Here is a 17,396-nt window from a genome sequence, read left to right as displayed (position 1 = left end):
CGACCAATTTAGACGATGCCGTCCCAACAACTAATCCGCAATTACAAGGTCTGAACCGGTAAGCTTTTGATAGTAGCGTTTGGCGCGTTCATATTCTGCTGGGGTGATAATAGCGCCATCCCGCATTGACTTCAGTACGGCCACGATAAACAGAAAATTGGCACTCTTGGTCTGCGACATGGTAATCATAGTGTGAGCCCTCCCAGTTATGAATATGAATTGATACCACAAAAATAGGGGTCACCCGCTTTGGTTGTGGAAGCCTCGGCTTTCCAACTACATGATGGGTGACCCCCATTGCTTCTGATATCAAGACAATTGAATGTCTTATTTTGCCTGTATTCGACACCACTTCCCCAGGCTGGGCGGTCAGCTAAACTGCGGTGGGCACCGCACTCCGGGAATCTAACCCCTCCGAGGATCTCTCCGAGCTGTCCCCATTGCTTGAAACTGTGGCTGGACAGGGGTACCATTATAGGCAGATGAGGTCGTGGCGAAACAGGCTGCCAAACCTGCTTTTGGATCAGAGGACCCGCTGGGCACCTTATAGGCCGTCATTGATAGAAGAGAAAGGCGCCTTTCGTCCGCTTTTCTTCTACAGGTGGTCATCGCGCTCTGTCCGCATCGCTCGCTCATTGCTGATGTTATTTAGCTGCCGGATATTCAGTTGAAAAGGTGCAATGAAGGCGTCTTCACAACCCCTTCACTTTTCAACGGACATCGTTTAAGAAAACCACAACCATTAGTCAAAAATATTTTTGGCTTTTTTTGAATGAGGCGAATTGCATTCTGGACACTCTGATAGCTAACACCCATTTGGTCGGCATAAGCTTTGTAACTGATCCCGTTTAAGATGCAGGCTTGATAAATACGATATTGGGTAGGGGTAAGGCTCTCGCGCAGAATTCTCTCCAGCATTTTTGTGGCTATTTCTTCCGTATAATCTCTGGTGTCGGCTAACCAGATAGAGTCTGTCACATTTTCGGGAAGCAAATCCAGAGAGAGAACCGTTGGAGCAGCTTTCCCTTCTCTAGATTGTCCCTGCTCCGGAGATAAGGTGCGCCGGAGTCGCTTCTCCTCTGAACGTAGAACCTGCATGACGGAGCGTTCCACCTCTGTTATCTCACCGGTAGCCTTGATCCGAACCATGCATTTTCCTTCTGCTGTGGTCCATAGATCGTAATCGAATTCAACTGGGGTCCTCGGGATACTCATTGTCTTGTCCTTTCCGCTGGCATGAGGCCGCGGGAAGGCAAGACAACAATAGAGCCGCATGACGGTGGTCGTTCTGTCCATGCCGATAAACAGAGTCTTTCGACTCAGTCCATGCGGCATCAGGATGACTTCACCTATCAGGCGGCTCCACAGCTCAGCTATGTGATTCAGTTTTTATTTCGTTCTCCCTCTAACGAAGGCAAAATACGATTTTTCTCATGCTCAAAACATCGAAGACGGTGATCTTTCCGCACTTTTTGCACTTTGTTTCGACATGACCTCTTGTGTCCTCATATACGACGATAGAGTTATGTTGGCAGTACGGACATTTGATATATCGCGGTTTTTGCGCCGCAATTGCCTCCCGTGCCCGGATAATTTTGCTCAACATTTCTGCGGAAGGCTCTGTAATGCGAATATTTTTACTCATGCCCACACCTCCAGTGGATCAACAAACTCTACATACGGACGCTCTTGTAGATACCCAAGCTGCCGGAGACGAATCACGGCGGCAGACTTGGACACGCCAAGTGCATGACAGAGAAGTGAAAGTACCAACTTGTCCGCATATGAAAACCTCCCTTCATAGCTTATCAGTGTGCGATTTTGAGCGAAAAACCGCATGGCCCGATTTATCTCTGCCTGGGGCATGAGCAGGGCGGCCCCCAAGGCATTGGCCTGCCACTCGTTCCAGTCCTCTCTGCTCTTTAGGTCTCGTAGGGAGTAGGATCGCCGATCCGAGTAGAATCCACGGCACTTTTGCTGGGACTCCTCGGACTCCATCTGAAACAGGATTTGATGTGCGCACTCATGCGCCAAGGTAAAGCGGCGCTTGCCGCACAACTTTTTGACCTTGCCGGCCTCCAGAAAGCTGGAATCCAGAAGAATTTGATTTTGTTTGAGTTCGATGGTACGAACTACTCCCATTTCCTCAATGATGTATTCGGCATCAGCATAACTGGTCAGACCGCAGATACACCCATCTGCGGACAATCGGGCAAATCGAACGCTTAACCCCAGGTACTCGCGAGCGAACTGGTCGATGGGTGTTGCGCGAACTTTATTATTCCTTAGGGCATTGCTGCCGCAGTAGAAGAACTTGTTGAAGTCCTGAATTACAGCTGCACCGATATCCTCTATTTGGCGTAGAGAAAGAATCATTGACTTGCCTCCTTTGCTTCCACGAACCATTTGTTTCCTTCGCTGAACAGGAAGGTTTCTTTACCGTGGATCATGACAGTATATCGGATTCCACCTCCGCTCACCCGGGAAGAAGCGGCTCTGCACTTGTACTTCAGCCGGTCAATTTGATAGATACGACCATTTGTCCAGCGGATGAACCGGGGATGAACCACACCGTTTTGGTCTACATCAAGATTGACAGAGACATACTCTTTTCTGCATTGTACCTCCATTACAATATCCTCCGTTTTCTTTCCGGATGTACGAACATTTTTTCGTGTTTTAGATTGACAAAAACTCTGTTCGTGTGTTAACATCTAAATGCGAACAGAGTTTCGTGTTGCATTTCCATTATATCCAGAACAAATTTTCGTGTCAATCCCGAATTGCGAAAAAGTGTTCGTCCTAATGGCAGAGAAATAGAAAGAGGTGCCTTTATGGGGTTTAAAGAACGTCTGAAAGAAAAACGGCTTGAGGCTGGTTTAACACAGGCAGAACTTGCAGAAAAAGTTTCTGTAACAACGCGGACGATTCAGAATTATGAGATGGGTTCCAGGAAACCTGGCAACATGAAGGTGATTGGTGATTTAGCTACCGTCCTTGGTACAACTGCAGATTACCTTCTCACCAGTCCGGATATCTATTCGGTGGAAGCATATCAGAAGGGCGGTGCAAAAGCGGCGCGGGACATCGATGAGTTGGTCAGTGAGGTGACTGGCTTGTTTGCCGGCGGCCAACTTTCTGAAGATGCACTTGAGGGTGCGATGCGTGCCCTCAACGATGCCTATTGGATGGCCAAGGAGCGGAATAAGAAATTTACGCCAACAAAATATCGCCAGCAGGAGGAGTAAGTCCAATCTGTGGGACCTATGCTGTGAGATAATAATGATGAATATCCGCAAGACGGAGGTGGGCTTCATGACCAGTAAAATGCTCTCCAAAGTCGGCGCATCCCTGGTGCGGCGCTTCGGAACACGCGATCCTTTCCAGATTGCAAGAGAGTTGGGGATTTCTGTTCTTCTATGTGAGGATTTTGGCTCTCTGAAGGGAATGTACCGCGTCATCAAACGAAATCGCTTTATTTTTTTGAATAAGGATCTGGGTGATAGAATGCTCCGCATTGTCTGTGCCCATGAGCTTGGACACGATCAGCTCCATCGGAAGCTGGCGCAGGCAAACAGTCTGCACGAATTTATGCTTTATGACATGACCACGCGGCCAGAATATGAGGCAAACATTGTTGCTGCCGAAATTATGATAGACAATGAGGAGCTGCTGGACTATATCTATACCTATCACTATTCTGCTGAGCAAATCGCAAGGGCAATGGATACAGACATTAACCTGGTCGCCTTAAAAATAGCACACCTGACGGAACTCGGATACGATTTACGTCCGGTGAATCATAGAAGTGATTTTTTGCGGCAGTAGCAGTAGTGCTACTAGGAAGGATTTCTCCATGAAATACAAGTTGTACCGTTCTTTTGGAAATTTAGATAAAGACATCCGTAGGCATGAGCTGGTTGCCGTGGAGTATGGCATGAATCTGGAGGCAGTTACAGATGCCCTAATTCGTGCGGTATCCGATGATCTGGCGGGAACGCCTGAATATGCGAATTATGAAACCGCAGCTTTTGCCCCGGAGCCAGTTAAGGAATTTCGTCGTGTGCGGAGATACGACTATGAGATGACAGGTATTGTTTATCCCACTCATGCGGACAAAAACATTCTGATCGACTACGGTATTATTGAGGAATACGAACTTGAGAAATAATATTACATCCCCTATCTAGGATTGTTTTGGCGTTAAATAGTGAGAATCTAGAGGAGGCGATCTTAGCATGAAGCAAAGGTCTTATATCGCAATTGACCTAAAGAGCTTCTATGCCTCCGTCGAGTGCCGGGAGAGAGGTCTCGATCCTCTGGACACCAACTTGGTGGTTGCCGACGAGAGCCGTACCGATAAGACCATTTGCCTTGCTGTTACGCCGTCCTTAAAGGCATATGGGATCTCTGGTCGCGCTCGGCTGTTTGAGGTGGTCCAGCAGGTGAAGGAGGCCAACCGCGGTCGGCTTCACGATGCGCCTGGGCACCGTTTTTCTGGAAAGTCTTGCCTTCTCTCTGAATTAAATGCTACACTGGGACTGGAGATTGACTATCTGATTGCGCCACCGCGTATGGCTTACTACATGGAGTACAGCACACGCATCTACAGCATCTATCTGAAATACATTGCTCCAGAAGATATCATCGTATATTCCATTGATGAATGTTTATGGACGTCAGCAATTATCTATCCACCTACAAACTCACACCCAGGGAACTCGCAATGAAAATTATCCTGGATGTGATCGAGGATACCGGAATTACAGCCACTGCGGGTATAGGTACGAATCTGTATTTATGTAAAGTTGCAATGGATATCTTGGCAAAGCATATCCCCGCAGACAAGAATGGTGTGCGCATCGCCGAACTGGATGAGATGACCTACCGTCAGACCATGTGGTCCCACCAACCGCTCACCGATTTCTGGCGAGTTGGACGAGGATACGCCAGGAAGTTGGAGGCACATGGAATGTTTACCATGGGCGATGTTGCTCGAATGTCCGTACGCAATGAGGATCTGCTCTACCAGCTCTTTGGGAAAAATGCTGAGTTGCTGATTGACCATGCGTGGGGCTGGGAACCTTGTACCATCCAAGCGGTTAAGGCATATCATCCCAGCGAAAACAGCCTCGGATCCGGTCAGGTGCTGCATTGCCCGTATTCCGCAGAAAAGGCCCGTTTGGTGCTGAGGGAAATGGCAGAACAACTGGCATTAGACCTGGTTAGCAAGAAGTTGGTGACAGACCAGATTGTTCTGACGGTCGGCTATGATATTGAGAACTTAACCGATCAGGCACGGCGAAATCGGTATCATGGCCCAATAATCAAGGATCACTATGGCCGCGAGGTTCCAAAGCACGCCCATGGAACCGAGCGTCTGGACGATTATACCTCCTCTACCAAGAAAATCATGGGGACGGCTACAGCGCTCTTTGATCGTATTGTGAATACCGACCTCTTGGTGCGACGACTTAACATCGTCGCAGGTCGGGTGATTTCAGAGAGTGATGCGATGACTCGAGAGGGTGAATTTGAGCAGATGGATCTATTCACCGATTATGCTGCCGTTGAGGCCCGTCGAAAACAAGAGCAAACAGAACTGGATCGAGAGCGAAAAATGCAGGAGGTTATGCTTACTATTAAGAACAAATACGGGAAAAACGCCATCTTGAAGGGAATGAATTTAGAGGAAGGCGCAACAGCCAAGGACAGGAACGAGCAAATTGGAGGCCATAGAGCATGACGGAGAAGTATGAAGACATCATCAATCTGCCCCATCATGTTTCTGAGACAAGGCCACAGATGTCTATGTTGGATCGAGCTGCACAGTTCTCTCCTTTTGCTGCTCTCAGTGGTTATGATGATGCCGTCAAAGAAGCTGGGCGCCTGACAGATAATAGGGTGGAGCTTGGAGATGAAGGCCAAGATCTGCTGGACAGAAAGCTGCAGTATCTCCAAGAGATAATCGCTGATAGACCGGAGATAAGCGTTACCTTCTTTATTCCAGACGAGAAAAAGCCTGGTGGTTCCTATGCCATCCTTATCGGAAACCTAAAACGGGTTGACCTCTATGAGCGTCTTCTGGTGATGACAGATGGGAAAAAGATTCCGCTGGATGACATTGCCGATATAAAAGGAGACTGCTTTCAAGGCGTTCTGTAATTCTCTCCTATGTCAACCATGAAGGCTCAACAATTCAGTAAAATGTAGCCATCTATAAGGATATGGTTGCGTAGAGTCAGGTAGAGGTGGGCAGATCATGAATACCCTCAAATATTCTACCTGTAACATTACCAATGGGCTGGACAGATATCCGAACTCCTGCTATAATACTGAGGATATCTGGGTGTAGCGCAGTTGGTAGCGCGCTTGCTTTGGGACTGCATTCCCAGACATTCGAACCCCACACGCCGGACCAAACACTGCCAAACAGAGCGAAAGAGCATCAAACACCAGCAAAAAGCATCGGTTTTTCTCTACCCTTTTTCTCCATTTCTTGCAATCCCAAACACGGAAATATTCCAAACACGCCCTCTACATAGAAACATCTTCCATGACAAGCTGTCCGCATTCTGTATTGCCGGAAAGAGATAGAACTTGCCTGTCATATCCGGTTTTTGAACCGAAGTACATCTGTATCTTTTCTACCAAAAGCAAGAAAATCCACACCGCCATACCACTTGTTTAGATGCAAAATGACTTGGTCGGCGTTTTTGATCCCCGAGGCATTTCCATCGTTGCTGACGCCAATATACAGCGTGCCGTCTTTTGTATTAGCAAAGGCAATGACTTCTTTGCAGATATCTCCCACGGCCTCTGCATAGGTACAATACCCCAAACCTGAACATGAAAAAGAGCCCTTCTGGACAGGCGGCAGCGGATGCCGTACCTGGTTAAGAAGGGCTTTTTGACCATATATTTGATCACAGACAGCGTCGGAGCACACGGATACTGCGGTGACAGCTATAATTTCATTGCTGCGAGTGTAAGGAGAAGCCCCAACTGTTCCTGCTGTGTCTTCTGGGTCAGTTTTCTGTCCAAAATAGACCTGCCTATTTTGGAGGATTTGCCGCTTGACGGAACTTCAAAAACCAATATAATATTTTTAGAATCATTCTAAATTGGTGTTGGGTGCTATGACGAAGTATGGAAAGAAAATTTTAGAGATTGTGAGTTCCTCTCACAGTCATATGACGGCTGAGGAAATTTTTTACGTGCTTCGTCGAACCTATCCCTCGGTTGTGCTGGCCTCTGTATACAACAACCTCAATCGGCTGTGGGAGGATGGCCTGATCCGCAAGGTGTCGGTAGAGGGAATGCCGGACCGGTACGACCGGATCCAGCGCCACGACCATCTGGTGTGCAAAAGCTGCGGCAAACTGCTGGACATTGACCTGGGAGATCTGACCGCGCAGCTGGAGCAAAAGGCGGGGATCTCTATTTTGTCCTATGATCTGAAATTGACGTATCTATGTGAGGACTGCAGAAAGAAAATTGGAAAGAAAGGAATGTGAGGAAACTGAACCATTTGCCTTTATCGATTCGTGTCCCCATCGAGAATGATAATCCAAGTATTGTTCGTTGGGAAGAAAAGTGTATTCGCTGTGGTATGTGCAAAGAGGCCTGTACCAACCTGATGGGGGTACACGGCACTTACACGCTGGAACAAACCGGAGGAAAGGCTATCTGCATCTACTGTGGTCAGTGTGCCAATGTCTGCCCAGTGGACAGCATCACCGAGCGGGATGAAACCTCCCAGGTGCAAAAGGCCATTGCCGACCCAGACAAGGTGGTGGTGGTCAGCACGTCCCCCGCCGTCCGTGCCTCGCTTGGCGAAGAGTTCGGTCTGGAGCCCGGCGCCTTTGTGGAGGGAAAAATGGTGGCTTTACTCCGGGCTCTGGGGGTAGACTATGTGCTGGACACCAACTTTGCCGCAGACCTGACCATTGTGGAGGAGGCCAGCGAGCTGATCCGCCGCATTACGGAACAGGATCGGCCTCTGCCCCAGTTTACCAGCTGCTGTCCCGGCTGGGTGCATTTCGCTGAGATTTATTTCCCCGAACTGCTGCCGCACCTGTCCACTGCCAAAAGCCCCATCGGGATGCAGGGGCCTACGGTGAAGACCTACTTTGCCCAAAAGATGGGGCTGGACTCCGGGCAGATCGTCCATGTGGCTCTGACCCCCTGCACCGCCAAAAAGTTTGAAATCCGGCGGGAGGAGCTGCACGCCGCCGCTGACTACCACGGTGTGGAGGGAATACGGGACACCGACCAAGTCATCACCACGAGGGAGCTGGCCCGGTGGGCCAAGGCTATGGAAATTGACTGGGACGCCCTGGAGGATTCTGCCTACGATTCCCTGATGGGCAAGGCCTCCGGTGCGGGCGTCATCTTCGGCAACACCGGTGGGGTAATGGAGGCCGCTTTGCGCACAGCCTATGAGTATCTCTCCGGTCAGCGCGCTCCGGAGTCTTTGCTTCACCTCAGCCCGGTTCGGGGCTATGATGGGGTGCGGGAGGCCCAGGTGGAAATTGGGGAGCTGACGCTGCAAGTGGCCGTGGTTTACGGCACCGCCAATGCCCGCGCCTTCCTCCGGCGGATGGAGGAAAGCGGAAAGCAGTACCATTTTGTGGAGGTCATGGCCTGCCCCGGCGGCTGCATTGGCGGCGGCGGACAGCCAAAGAATCTCATGAAAAATGCCGACGAGGTCCGCAAGAGCCGCATTGCCGCGCTCTATCAGCGGGACGGCGCCATGACCCTTCGTACCAGCCATGAAAATCCTGAAATCAAAGAGGTCTACGAAGCCTTCTACGGACAGCCCCTCAGCCCGCTGGCCGAACAGATGCTTCACACCACCTACCAGGATCGAAACGAACTGATCCATCAGAAGGGAGGAGATTCTGTGAAAAAATGGGTCTGTGGAATCTGCGGTTACATCTATGATGAGGCAAAGGAGGGCACTGTCTTTGAAACACTGCCGGAGAGCTGGGTGTGTCCCCTGTGCGGTGCCGACAAGAGCGCTTTCGCCCCCCAGCAGTCCTCCGTTGAGACCAAAACACAGCCAGCCCCCATCCATCAGATGGACGAGATGAGACAGCTGTCCGCCGGGGAGTTGTCTGCCGTCTGCTCCAACCTGGCTCGGGGCTGTGAAAAGCAGTATAAAGAGCGGGAGGCCGCCCTGTTCCGGGAGATTGCGGACTATCTGTCCGCTGCCCAGTCTCCGGTGGCCGATCCCAGCCTGGACAAGCTGTTGGAGCTGATCCGGCAGGATCTCAGTGAGGGCTATCCCGGGTTGAATGGCGCAGCCGTGGCCGCCGGTGACCGGGGAACCCAGCGGATCTGTGTCTGGGGAGAAAAGGTCACCCGGATGCTGGAGTCTCTGCTGAACCGCTACCAAAAGGATGGGGAGGCCTTTTTGAAAGACACCCAAGTGTGGGTCTGCACGGTCTGCGGATTTATCTATGTGGGTGACAGTGCTCCCCAGCTCTGCCCGGTCTGCAAGGTGCCGGCATGGAAATTTGAAAAAATAGAAGGGAGAGGCTAAACCATGAAGCAAGTTGCAGTACGGAATCTGCGGTTATGCACCAAGGACTGTCTGTGCCTGTATGTATGTCCTACCGGCGCAACCGACACGGAGAACAGCATCATTGATGTGGACAAATGTCTGGGCTGCGGCATATGTGCTGATGCCTGTCCCAGCGGCGCCATCTCCATGGTCCCTACGGAATATCCGCCCCAGCAGAAGAAAGCTCAGAATGTGGTGACTGAAGCCAACCATATGGCCGGAAATAAGGCAGATCAGGAGAACATTGCCCGGCAGCTGGCGGAGCAGACAGACAAGGATGGTCTGTACCGTCTGATGAAAGCCGCGGAAAAATCCGTCCGCCTGGTCAATGAGGACCTGCTCCGGGAGGCCGGGTATATGCTTTCTCAGAGCGCTAACGCCCATCAGCTGCTGCAGAATTTTGTGGACGCGCCGCCCGCCTCCGATTTCCCTGTGGAGGCAGCAAAAGAACTGTTGGAACGCATTCCTTGTAATGAACCCATATCAGAAGGAGAAAAAAAGAGTATGAAGAAGTGGAAATGTAAAGTCTGCGGCTATATTCACGAAGGCGACAGCGCCCCGGAGTTCTGCCCCGTCTGCAAGCAGCCCGCCTCCGCCTTTGAACTGATCGAGGAAGCTCCCGTCAAGAGTACGAACAAGTACGCCGGCACCCAGACCGAGAAGAATCTGGAAGCGGCCTTTGCCGGAGAGTCCCAGGCCCGGAACAAGTACACCTATTTCTCCTCCGTGGCTCAGAACGAGGGCTATGAGCAGATTGCAGAGCTGTTCCTGAAGACCGCCGAGAACGAGAAGGCCCATGCAAAGCTGTGGTTTGAGGAGCTGCATGGTGTGGGAAGCACTGCCGAGAACCTGCTCCACGCCGCTGAGGGTGAAAACTACGAGTGGACCGATATGTACGACGGCTTTGCCAAAACCGCCGAAGAGGAGGGGTTCCCGGAGCTTGCCGCCAAGTTCCGTTTGGTAGCCGCCATCGAGAAGCGCCACGAGGAGCGCTATCGTGCCCTGCTGCACAATGTGGAGACGGCTCAGGTCTTTGAAAAGAGCGAGGTCAAGGTGTGGGAGTGCCGCAACTGCGGCCACATTGTAGTGGGTACTGCCGCCCCGGAGGTGTGTCCCACCTGTCTGTATGCCAAGAGCTTCTTTGAAATTCACAGCGACAACTATTGATTCCTAAAGAACAGGGAGCGCTGCAGAACGTATTCTGCAGCGCTCCCAATACTTTATCTGTCCGATGCACAGTACGAACGTTATCCTCCATCCACCAAGTCATAGATGGAACAATTCAACACCTTTGCCCAGTTCGGGATGCTCGACAATTTTATCAGATCCGTAGTAGTAGAGCTTGATTTACATTCCCATAGTCATCTTTCTCTTCTCGCCATAACTATTGTCTGTTTCACAATGAATAAATCAAGGAATTATTCTGCGGACCTTGCAGATAATTCTTCAAAAGTTTAAGACACATCAGCTGTGCTGGGAAGCGACTCTGTTGAGTCTATCGTCCAGGGTATGATTTGGATGGTATGATTCAGATAAGCCAAGTAACCGGTCTCTACTACAGTGGAGCTGTTGTAAACGCACTTGGTGACTATCAGCTTACCATCTTGCAAGGACAGCGTGTAGTCGTGATTGCCTCGGTCTTCCAGTTCATAACTCACTCCGTTTGCGTAGTCGTAGATGATAATTCGGTTGTCGATCATGCCAGAACCGATGCTCAAGGTCGCACAGATTTCAGGGAGGTTGTCACCTGTGAGATCACAGAAATAGGCGTTCCAGATAGGCATTCCCGTAATAAGAACGCGCGGCCCGGAAGCATTGCCATCGGAGACTCCGATATTGCCTGCATATCGAAATGTGGCGTTTGGAAATTCCGGCAGATCCGCATACAGAGGCGTATATTCGTACGCATCGGAGGGGTTGTCTGTGTGGTCAAACCATTCCTGCACAGTAGGACATCCTCCGTAAAACACATGAATGACATCCCCTGGTCGCCCCATATAGCTATCATCACCGGTCTTGTACATCGGTTGGACCTTCAAATGTATCAGCCAGCCGTCAGCATTCCCTATTCCTGCATCGGTATAGGTGATAACATGCTCATAATCAGATGAAGGAGTGCCTGACGCAAGGAAGGCGATATTAAACTGGTCAGCATCTGGAGCAATTTCCTTGATTTGCTCCTGCGGCAGATATTTCAAAGCCTCCAGATAGTGTTGAAAGAGAAAGACGGTATCTTGCTCTGTGCCTTCAGAACTTTCGGTTACAGAATAGTTCCCACCGAGGACGACAAACTGCGCCATATATGTCTTCTGATTCTTGGTGTAATAAAAGGGCATTGTTTCGTGGTCAAGCCACTCAAAATCACCCGTAAGGTACAGGCGGTGGGCAATCTCCTCATTCGTACAAAGCGTGGAAGAACTGTTATTGAGATTTTCCAAATCGGATATTTCATCTACGATTTTTTGCGGATCAAGGTCAGCAATATTGCGTCCGGTCAGGGGCAAACTGCGTGGTCCTTCTGGGTTGGTCAACAGGCAGATAGCCAGAATAGCGCAGGCGATGACGCCGGCCAAAACCACCCAAAAAGCAGGTTTCTTCCAGTTGGCCAGATTACGGATGCGCCCCTTGGTATCCCCCTCTCCAAAAGCCAGAGGCATCCCGGCAATGATATGCTTGCCGGTGGCAAGGCTGAGCAGAGATGCGGCATAGTCCGCCAGAACGCCGTCGCCCATTTTCCTGATAACTGCTTCATCGCAGCTCATTTCCATATCCCTGCCTGCCATCACAAATGCCAACCAGACCAGCGGATTAAACCAATGGATGGAAAGGGCAATGAACGCCAGCACCTTCATAATGTGGTCCAGCCGCCGGATGTGATGCTGTTCGTGCATCACAACATAGGACTGTTCCCGCTCTCCCAGTGAGGACGGAAGATAGATCTTTGGGTGAATCAGGCCCATTACAAAGGGCGAGGTAATCTCGTCTGCAAGATAGATATTCTCTCTCACCAGAGATGCAGTCATCAGCTTTCTGCGTAAACGCAGGTAGGATACCACCGCATAGATCCCCATAGCCACAACACCGGCCATCCAGATATAGGTTGCAATCGCTGTAGGCGCCTCCAAAGGATCTGCCGCCAGTTGTTCCTCGCCCTGGGGCAGCGTTTCGCTGATGGCCTCTCCGATACCAGGCGCCGGGAGAACCACAGTGGGATATTCCGTGTGGACAATATCGCTTGGGATATACGCAATACTGCTGGCCAGGGTTCCGCTTGTAGCTACCGGTGTGTCCAGCAGACCAAACAGTGAAAGTCCGGATGCAATGGAGATTGGACAAAGGAGCCGGAAAAGAACGATGCCCCAGAGTGCATAAGAGATGACCTTCGGTGCTTTTTTCAGGAGGAGCCGCAAGAGTAAGACAAATACAATGACCACGCTTGCGGTGAGACTCATGTTGAGCAATACCGGTAAAAATGTATAGAAGAACATCCTGTCACCTCCGCAGTCCGTCGATCAGCTTCTTCAGTTCCTCCACTTCTTCCTCGGATAACTTCTTTCGGGTGCCGAAGGCAGCAATAAATGCCGGCAGGGAGCCGTCAAAGGTTTCCTCCACAAACTGTTCGCTTTTCATCCCATAGAACTCCTCTCGGGAGATCAGGGAAGTAATCGTTTTGTCCTGCAGCTGAAAAATACCTCGGTCGCACAATCGTTTCAAGACCGTATAGGATGTCGTGGACTTCCAGTTTAATTCCTTCTCCGCCATTTTAATCAGATCTCTGGAGGCCATAGGTTCATGGCTCCAAATCAAATCGGCAAAACGAGATTCCAGTGCTCCCATTGTGGGCATACAGCATCCCTCCATAACTGTCTACATCTTGTAGAGCAACTTTAGTCTACATGATGTAGATGTTTTTGTCAATATGCTTTCGCGTATGGAACCTGATAAAGCCTGGCAGATTCCTTGTGGCTGAGACTATCTTGCCTGGCCCCTAGCCATCCTGTCAGAAAACAGCACGCGCGGTGGAAATCCTGCTGCGCGTGCTGTGTTGCTCCATTGTATTCAAAATTACGGTATTGTTATTCAGGATGCTTCGCTGGTTTGATACCAATTTCTGAGCATTTTCGTAACCTCTTTTGTAACCTCAAACGTGAAAATTAAGTTTTGTAACCTCTAAATAACCCTATATATTGTGTCTAAAATTAGTCTAATGAACTATATATAGTACCACGTTGCAACGACGGAATGCGAATGGCAAAAAACAAGTTTAGAACAATTAGATAAAAAAATCCCGGAAAACCGAAGTTTTCCGGGAAAATTTGAAACATTTTAGCGCTTGGAGAACTGGGGAGCACGCCGCGCGGCTTTCAGGCCGTACTTCTTGCGCTCCTTCATGCGCGGATCGCGGGTCAGGTAGCCGGCGGCCTTGAGGGCGGCGCGGTACTCAGGATTGACCTCCAGCAGGGCGCGGGCCACACCGTGGCGGATGGCGCCGGCCTGGCCGGTGACGCCGCCGCCGGTGACGGTGGCGGCGATATCCACCTTGCCCAGCAGCTCGGTGGTGACCAGGGGCTGGCGGACGATGAGCTTCAGGGTCTCCAGGCCGAAGTAATCGTCGATGTCGCGGCCGTTAATGGTGATGGCGCCGGTCCCGTTGGGGAAGAGATGCACCCGGGCCACGGAGGACTTGCGGCGGCCGGTGCCGTACAGATAAGGCTTCTTGCTCTTATACATCAGTTCCTACCTCCTGCTTAGTTGGCGGCCCAGGCTTCGGGCTTCTGGGCGGTGTGGGGATGCTCGGCGCCGCGGTAAATATGCAGGCGGGTCAGAGAATCCTTGGTGACGATGTTACGGGGCATCATGCCGCGGACGGCCACGCGCATGGCCAGCTCGGGCTTCTGCTGCATCAGCAGGCGGTACTTGGTCTCCTTCAGGCCGCCCACCCAGCCGGAGTGGGTGCGGTAATACTTCTGCTCCAGCTTCTTGCCGGTCAGAACGGCCTTCTCGGCGTTGACGATGACGACAAAGTCGCCGCAGTCGGCATGGGGGGTGTACTCAGGCTTATGCTTGCCGCGCAGCAGGGTGGCCGCAGCGGCGGCAGTCTTGCCCAGGGGCTTGCCCGCCGCGTCGAGGATATACCACTTGCGGACGATGTTCCCCTTGTTGGCCATAAAAGTGGACATGGTGAAACCTCCAATTTCGCTTTCTATCTTCAAAAATTGCTTAAACACAATAGTCGCCCCAATCTGGACGATTGGAGCGTTTTGTATTATAATACGGTAGTTCCGGGGTGTCAACCTTCTTTTCGGAATTTTCAATTTAGAAAGATAAAATCTCTTGAAATCGCTGTTTTTCTCATCGATACGCTTGAATGCTCTCTTTCAATTTTTGAATTTTGAGGTGCCTATGAACAAGATCCTGAGCTATGTCCGCCGCTGTGTGGAGGATTACGACATGATCCAGGCCGGGGACCGGGTGGCCGTAGGGGTGTCCGGCGGGAAGGATTCCCTGACGCTGCTGGTGGCGCTGGCCAAACTGCGGGCGTTTTATCCCAAGCCCTTCACGGTGGAGGCCTTCACCCTGGACATGGGCCGTGTGGACGGGGGAGAGGGGATGGACTTCACCGGTGTGGCGCAGCTGTGCCGGACGCTGGACGTGCCCTTCACCCTGCTTCCCTCCGAGATCCATCACATCATTTTTGATCTCCGGAAGGAGAAAAATCCCTGCTCCATGTGCGCCAAAATGCGCCGGGGCGCCCTCCACAACGCGCTGGCCGAGCGGGGCATCCGGAAGATCGCCCTGGGCCACCACTTCGACGATGCGGTGGAGACCTTCTTCCTTTCCCTGATCTATGAGGGACGGCTGTCCTGTTTTCAGCCGGTGACCTATCTGGACCGCACCGGCATCACTCAGATCCGGCCCCTGCTCTACTGCGGGGAGGGAATGCTGCGCAACGCGGCAAAGCGCGGCCGCCTGCCGGTGGTCTTCAACCCCTGCCCGGCGGACGGGAACACCAAGCGGCAGGAGATCAAGGAGCTGATCCGGGCGCTGGACGGGCGCTATCCGGGCCTGAAAAACCGGGTCTTCGGCGCGATGCAGAACCTGCCGCTGCCCGAGTGGGGCCCGGTGGAGCACCGCCGGGTGCCGCTGCCGGAGGACCCTGCGGACGGGGAGGCTTGGCGCGGGGCGGCCCCTTAGCCGGCGCGGCCCGATTTTGTTTTATGCCGCGGCGCGGGACGCCCGCGGAAAAAAGGGAGGCGGTTTTCATGGAATGCAAGCAGGTGTGGGGCGTGTACTGGAGCGCCACCGGCAATACCCGCAGGGTGGTGGAGCGCCTTGCAGCGGGACTGGCGGACGGACTGGGGCAAAGCTGCCGCATGGTGGATCTCACGCCGCAGAACGCCCGCGCACAGCCGCGGCGGTTCCGCGCAGGAGATCTGGTGGTCGTCGGGCTGCCCACTTATGCGGGCAAGCTGCCCAACAAGATCCTGCCCGATGTGCAGACGAAGCTGCAGGGCGGCGGCGCGCTGGCGGTGGGCGTGGTCACCTTCGGCAACCGCAGCTTTGACAACGCCCTGGCGGAGCTGTGCGTCACGCTGGAGACGGACGGGTTCCACACCGTGGCCGCCGCCGCCTTTGTCGGCCGCCATGCCTTTACCGACCGTCTGGCGGCCGGCCGGCCGGATGGGGACGACCTGCGGCAGGCGGACGCCTTTGCCCGATGTGTGGCGGAGCGGGTGCGCGCCCTGGCGGCGCCCCCCGCCCCGGCGGCCGTGCCCGGGGACGCCGCCGCTGCCTACTACGTGCCCAGGGGGACGGACGGCCAGCCGGCCAAGTTTCTCAAGGCCAAGCCACAGACCGATCCGGGCCGGTGCTGCGGCTGCGGGGTCTGTGCCCGGGTCTGTCCCATGGGGGCCATTAACCCGGCCGACGTCACGCAGGTCACGGGGACCTGCATCAAGTGCCAGGCCTGCGTGCGCCGCTGCACCCGCGGAGCCAAATACTTTGACGACGCGGCCTTTCAGTCCCATGTGGCCATGCTGGAGCAGAATTTTTCCAAACCCGCGGAAAACAGCGTTTTCCTGTAGCGGAAGACGCCCGCGCGGCTGCGGCGGCGCCGCCCCTTGCGGGGAAGGCTGCCAGGCGCTCTGCGGGAGCTTTTTCGACAAGCTGAGCCAAAGCAGGGGGCTGCCGCCCCCTGCTTTGAGTGTTTTATGGGGGTGGCGCCGAAAGGCGGGGCGGGGCCCGGCGTTCCGGCAGGCTTGCGTCTAGGTTCGGCCGGACGTAAGCAGACCTTTGGAGGGGGCTGCGTCGTCCTCCGGATAGCATTGCTCGGTATGCCGCTGGGCGTCCTGGAGGGTATTGCGCATGGCGATCACGTCTCCGGCTGCCAGCAGCTCCAGCGCATCGGTGATGGCGTTGAACAGGCCGGAATATAAATGTTTGTAATTGACCATACGATTACCGCGTACCTATATATAGGTATATGCCTGTTTAACTATATCCATTAAGCGGAAGATTGCCAATAGCAAAATAGCCATTGTAAGATATATACCAATAAGAGGTGATTGCAATGGCGAAAACAGTCCGCCTGAAGCTGAACCGCTACTTGGATGAACGCAGGATCTCCCGATATGCGCTGGCAAAGATGTCGGGGATTAAGTATCAGACAATTGACCACTATTATAAATATGGTTATCCCCTTGAGTAAGCCAACGAGGAATTAGAAACAGCAATGACCAAACGGTCAAGCAAATGGGCCCCAAAGTTACGCCGGCTAAACCGGAAGCAATACTCATTGAGATAATCGCCCAGATACTTCTGCGGCAGC

At 52.5% G+C, this 17,396-nt stretch carries 20 protein-coding genes and 1 pseudogene; 11 read left to right on the top strand and 10 right to left on the bottom strand.

The window, feature by feature from the left end:
* Positions 1 to 30: 30 nt before the first annotated feature.
* The 4 genes from MR825_RS03470 to MR825_RS03455 form a co-directional block, all read right to left on the bottom strand.
* On the bottom strand, positions 31 to 189 hold the full coding sequence (locus MR825_RS03470; RefSeq protein WP_209346680.1) for a hypothetical protein: 159 nt from the start codon (positions 187 to 189) through the stop codon (positions 31 to 33).
* A 474-nt stretch (positions 190 to 663) separates the two neighbouring features.
* The gene (locus tag MR825_RS03465; RefSeq protein ID WP_287878893.1) at positions 664 to 1,149 is read right to left on the bottom strand and encodes a hypothetical protein; all 486 of its coding nucleotides are present in this window, start codon (positions 1,147 to 1,149) and stop codon (positions 664 to 666) included.
* A 492-nt stretch (positions 1,150 to 1,641) separates the two neighbouring features.
* The gene (locus MR825_RS03460; protein ID WP_215655356.1) at positions 1,642 to 2,376 is read right to left on the bottom strand and encodes an ImmA/IrrE family metallo-endopeptidase; all 735 of its coding nucleotides are present in this window, start codon (positions 2,374 to 2,376) and stop codon (positions 1,642 to 1,644) included.
* Entirely contained in the window at positions 2,373 to 2,630 is a 258-nt protein-coding gene (locus tag MR825_RS03455) for a hypothetical protein (RefSeq protein WP_195494783.1), read from the bottom strand. Before MR825_RS03455 ends, MR825_RS03460 begins: the two co-directional genes overlap by 4 nt.
* A gap of 204 nt (positions 2,631 to 2,834) precedes the next feature.
* Here MR825_RS03455 and MR825_RS03450 point away from each other — a divergent pair, with 204 nt between their 5' ends.
* From MR825_RS03450 to MR825_RS03430, 5 genes and pseudogenes are all read left to right on the top strand, one after another.
* Positions 2,835 to 3,248 carry a helix-turn-helix domain-containing protein gene (locus MR825_RS03450; RefSeq protein ID WP_287878889.1) on the top strand — a complete coding sequence of 138 codons (414 nt, stop codon included), beginning with the start codon at positions 2,835 to 2,837 and terminating at the stop codon, positions 3,246 to 3,248.
* Between the two features lie 37 nt (positions 3,249 to 3,285).
* Positions 3,286 to 3,828, top strand: a complete 543-nt coding sequence (locus MR825_RS03445) for an ImmA/IrrE family metallo-endopeptidase (protein ID WP_287878887.1) — start codon at positions 3,286 to 3,288, stop codon at positions 3,826 to 3,828.
* A gap of 28 nt (positions 3,829 to 3,856) precedes the next feature.
* On the top strand, positions 3,857 to 4,171 hold the full coding sequence (locus MR825_RS03440; protein ID WP_287878885.1) for a carboxylate--amine ligase: 315 nt from the start codon (positions 3,857 to 3,859) through the stop codon (positions 4,169 to 4,171).
* A 67-nt stretch (positions 4,172 to 4,238) separates the two neighbouring features.
* A pseudogene (locus MR825_RS03435) lies at positions 4,239 to 5,746 on the top strand (Y-family DNA polymerase).
* Complete coding sequence (locus MR825_RS03430; protein WP_287878884.1) at positions 5,743 to 6,165, top strand: hypothetical protein; 423 nt, start codon at positions 5,743 to 5,745, stop codon at positions 6,163 to 6,165. Before MR825_RS03435 ends, MR825_RS03430 begins: the two are co-directional and overlap by 4 nt.
* Before the next feature lie 442 nt (positions 6,166 to 6,607).
* Here the strand turns inward: MR825_RS03430 and MR825_RS03425 are convergent, their stop codons facing one another.
* Positions 6,608 to 6,814 (bottom strand): AlbA family DNA-binding domain-containing protein, encoded by a 207-nt coding sequence (locus MR825_RS03425; protein ID WP_287878882.1) that lies wholly within the window; start codon positions 6,812 to 6,814, stop codon positions 6,608 to 6,610.
* A 325-nt stretch (positions 6,815 to 7,139) separates the two neighbouring features.
* Between MR825_RS03425 and MR825_RS03420 the strand changes: the two genes are divergently transcribed.
* The 3 genes from MR825_RS03420 (at position 7,140) to rbr (ending at position 10,735) form a co-directional block, all read left to right on the top strand.
* Entirely contained in the window at positions 7,140 to 7,517 is a 378-nt protein-coding gene (locus MR825_RS03420) for a Fur family transcriptional regulator (RefSeq protein WP_287878880.1), read from the top strand.
* Between the two features lie 95 nt (positions 7,518 to 7,612).
* Entirely contained in the window at positions 7,613 to 9,547 is a 1,935-nt protein-coding gene (locus MR825_RS03415; RefSeq protein ID WP_441328106.1) for a [FeFe] hydrogenase, group A, read from the top strand.
* A 3-nt stretch (positions 9,548 to 9,550) separates the two neighbouring features.
* The gene (gene rbr / locus MR825_RS03410; protein ID WP_287878879.1) at positions 9,551 to 10,735 is read left to right on the top strand and encodes a rubrerythrin; all 1,185 of its coding nucleotides are present in this window, start codon (positions 9,551 to 9,553) and stop codon (positions 10,733 to 10,735) included.
* 287 nt (positions 10,736 to 11,022) lie between these two features.
* Here the strand turns inward: rbr and MR825_RS03405 are convergent, their stop codons facing one another.
* The 4 genes from MR825_RS03405 to rplM form a co-directional block, all read right to left on the bottom strand.
* Entirely contained in the window at positions 11,023 to 13,056 is a 2,034-nt protein-coding gene (locus tag MR825_RS03405; protein ID WP_287878877.1) for a M56 family metallopeptidase, read from the bottom strand.
* A 4-nt stretch (positions 13,057 to 13,060) separates the two neighbouring features.
* A complete protein-coding gene (locus MR825_RS03400) occupies positions 13,061 to 13,414 on the bottom strand; it encodes a BlaI/MecI/CopY family transcriptional regulator (RefSeq protein ID WP_287878876.1) in 354 nt (117 codons plus the stop codon).
* Positions 13,415 to 13,894: 480 nt separating this feature from the next.
* A complete protein-coding gene (gene rpsI, locus MR825_RS03395; RefSeq protein WP_186906680.1) occupies positions 13,895 to 14,299 on the bottom strand; it encodes a 30S ribosomal protein S9 in 405 nt (134 codons plus the stop codon).
* Positions 14,300 to 14,316: 17 nt separating this feature from the next.
* The gene (rplM, locus tag MR825_RS03390) at positions 14,317 to 14,748 is read right to left on the bottom strand and encodes a 50S ribosomal protein L13 (protein WP_186906681.1); all 432 of its coding nucleotides are present in this window, start codon (positions 14,746 to 14,748) and stop codon (positions 14,317 to 14,319) included.
* 223 nt (positions 14,749 to 14,971) lie between these two features.
* Here rplM and MR825_RS03385 point away from each other — a divergent pair, with 223 nt between their 5' ends.
* Together MR825_RS03385 and MR825_RS03380 are read left to right on the top strand one after the other, a co-directional pair.
* Entirely contained in the window at positions 14,972 to 15,763 is a 792-nt protein-coding gene (locus MR825_RS03385) for a tRNA lysidine(34) synthetase (RefSeq protein WP_186906682.1), read from the top strand.
* 68 nt (positions 15,764 to 15,831) lie between these two features.
* Positions 15,832 to 16,653, top strand: coding sequence for a 4Fe-4S binding protein (locus tag MR825_RS03380; protein WP_186906683.1), 822 nt, complete (start codon positions 15,832 to 15,834; stop codon positions 16,651 to 16,653).
* A gap of 180 nt (positions 16,654 to 16,833) precedes the next feature.
* Here the strand turns inward: MR825_RS03380 and MR825_RS03375 are convergent, their stop codons facing one another.
* The gene (locus MR825_RS03375) at positions 16,834 to 17,022 is read right to left on the bottom strand and encodes a hypothetical protein (RefSeq protein WP_186906684.1); all 189 of its coding nucleotides are present in this window, start codon (positions 17,020 to 17,022) and stop codon (positions 16,834 to 16,836) included.
* Between the two features lie 116 nt (positions 17,023 to 17,138).
* On the opposite strand from MR825_RS03375, the gene MR825_RS14365 reads away from it, so the two are divergent.
* Positions 17,139 to 17,276 carry a helix-turn-helix domain-containing protein gene (locus tag MR825_RS14365; RefSeq protein WP_353845861.1) on the top strand — a complete coding sequence of 46 codons (138 nt, stop codon included), beginning with the start codon at positions 17,139 to 17,141 and terminating at the stop codon, positions 17,274 to 17,276.
* Positions 17,277 to 17,396: the final 120 nt, after the last annotated feature.

This window comes from Lawsonibacter sp., assembly GCF_022777125.1.
Classification (GTDB): domain Bacteria; phylum Bacillota; class Clostridia; order Oscillospirales; family Oscillospiraceae; genus Lawsonibacter_A; species Lawsonibacter_A hominis.
Note: the sequence above shows the minus strand (reverse complement) of the source record. Positions and strands in the feature narration are given on the sequence as shown.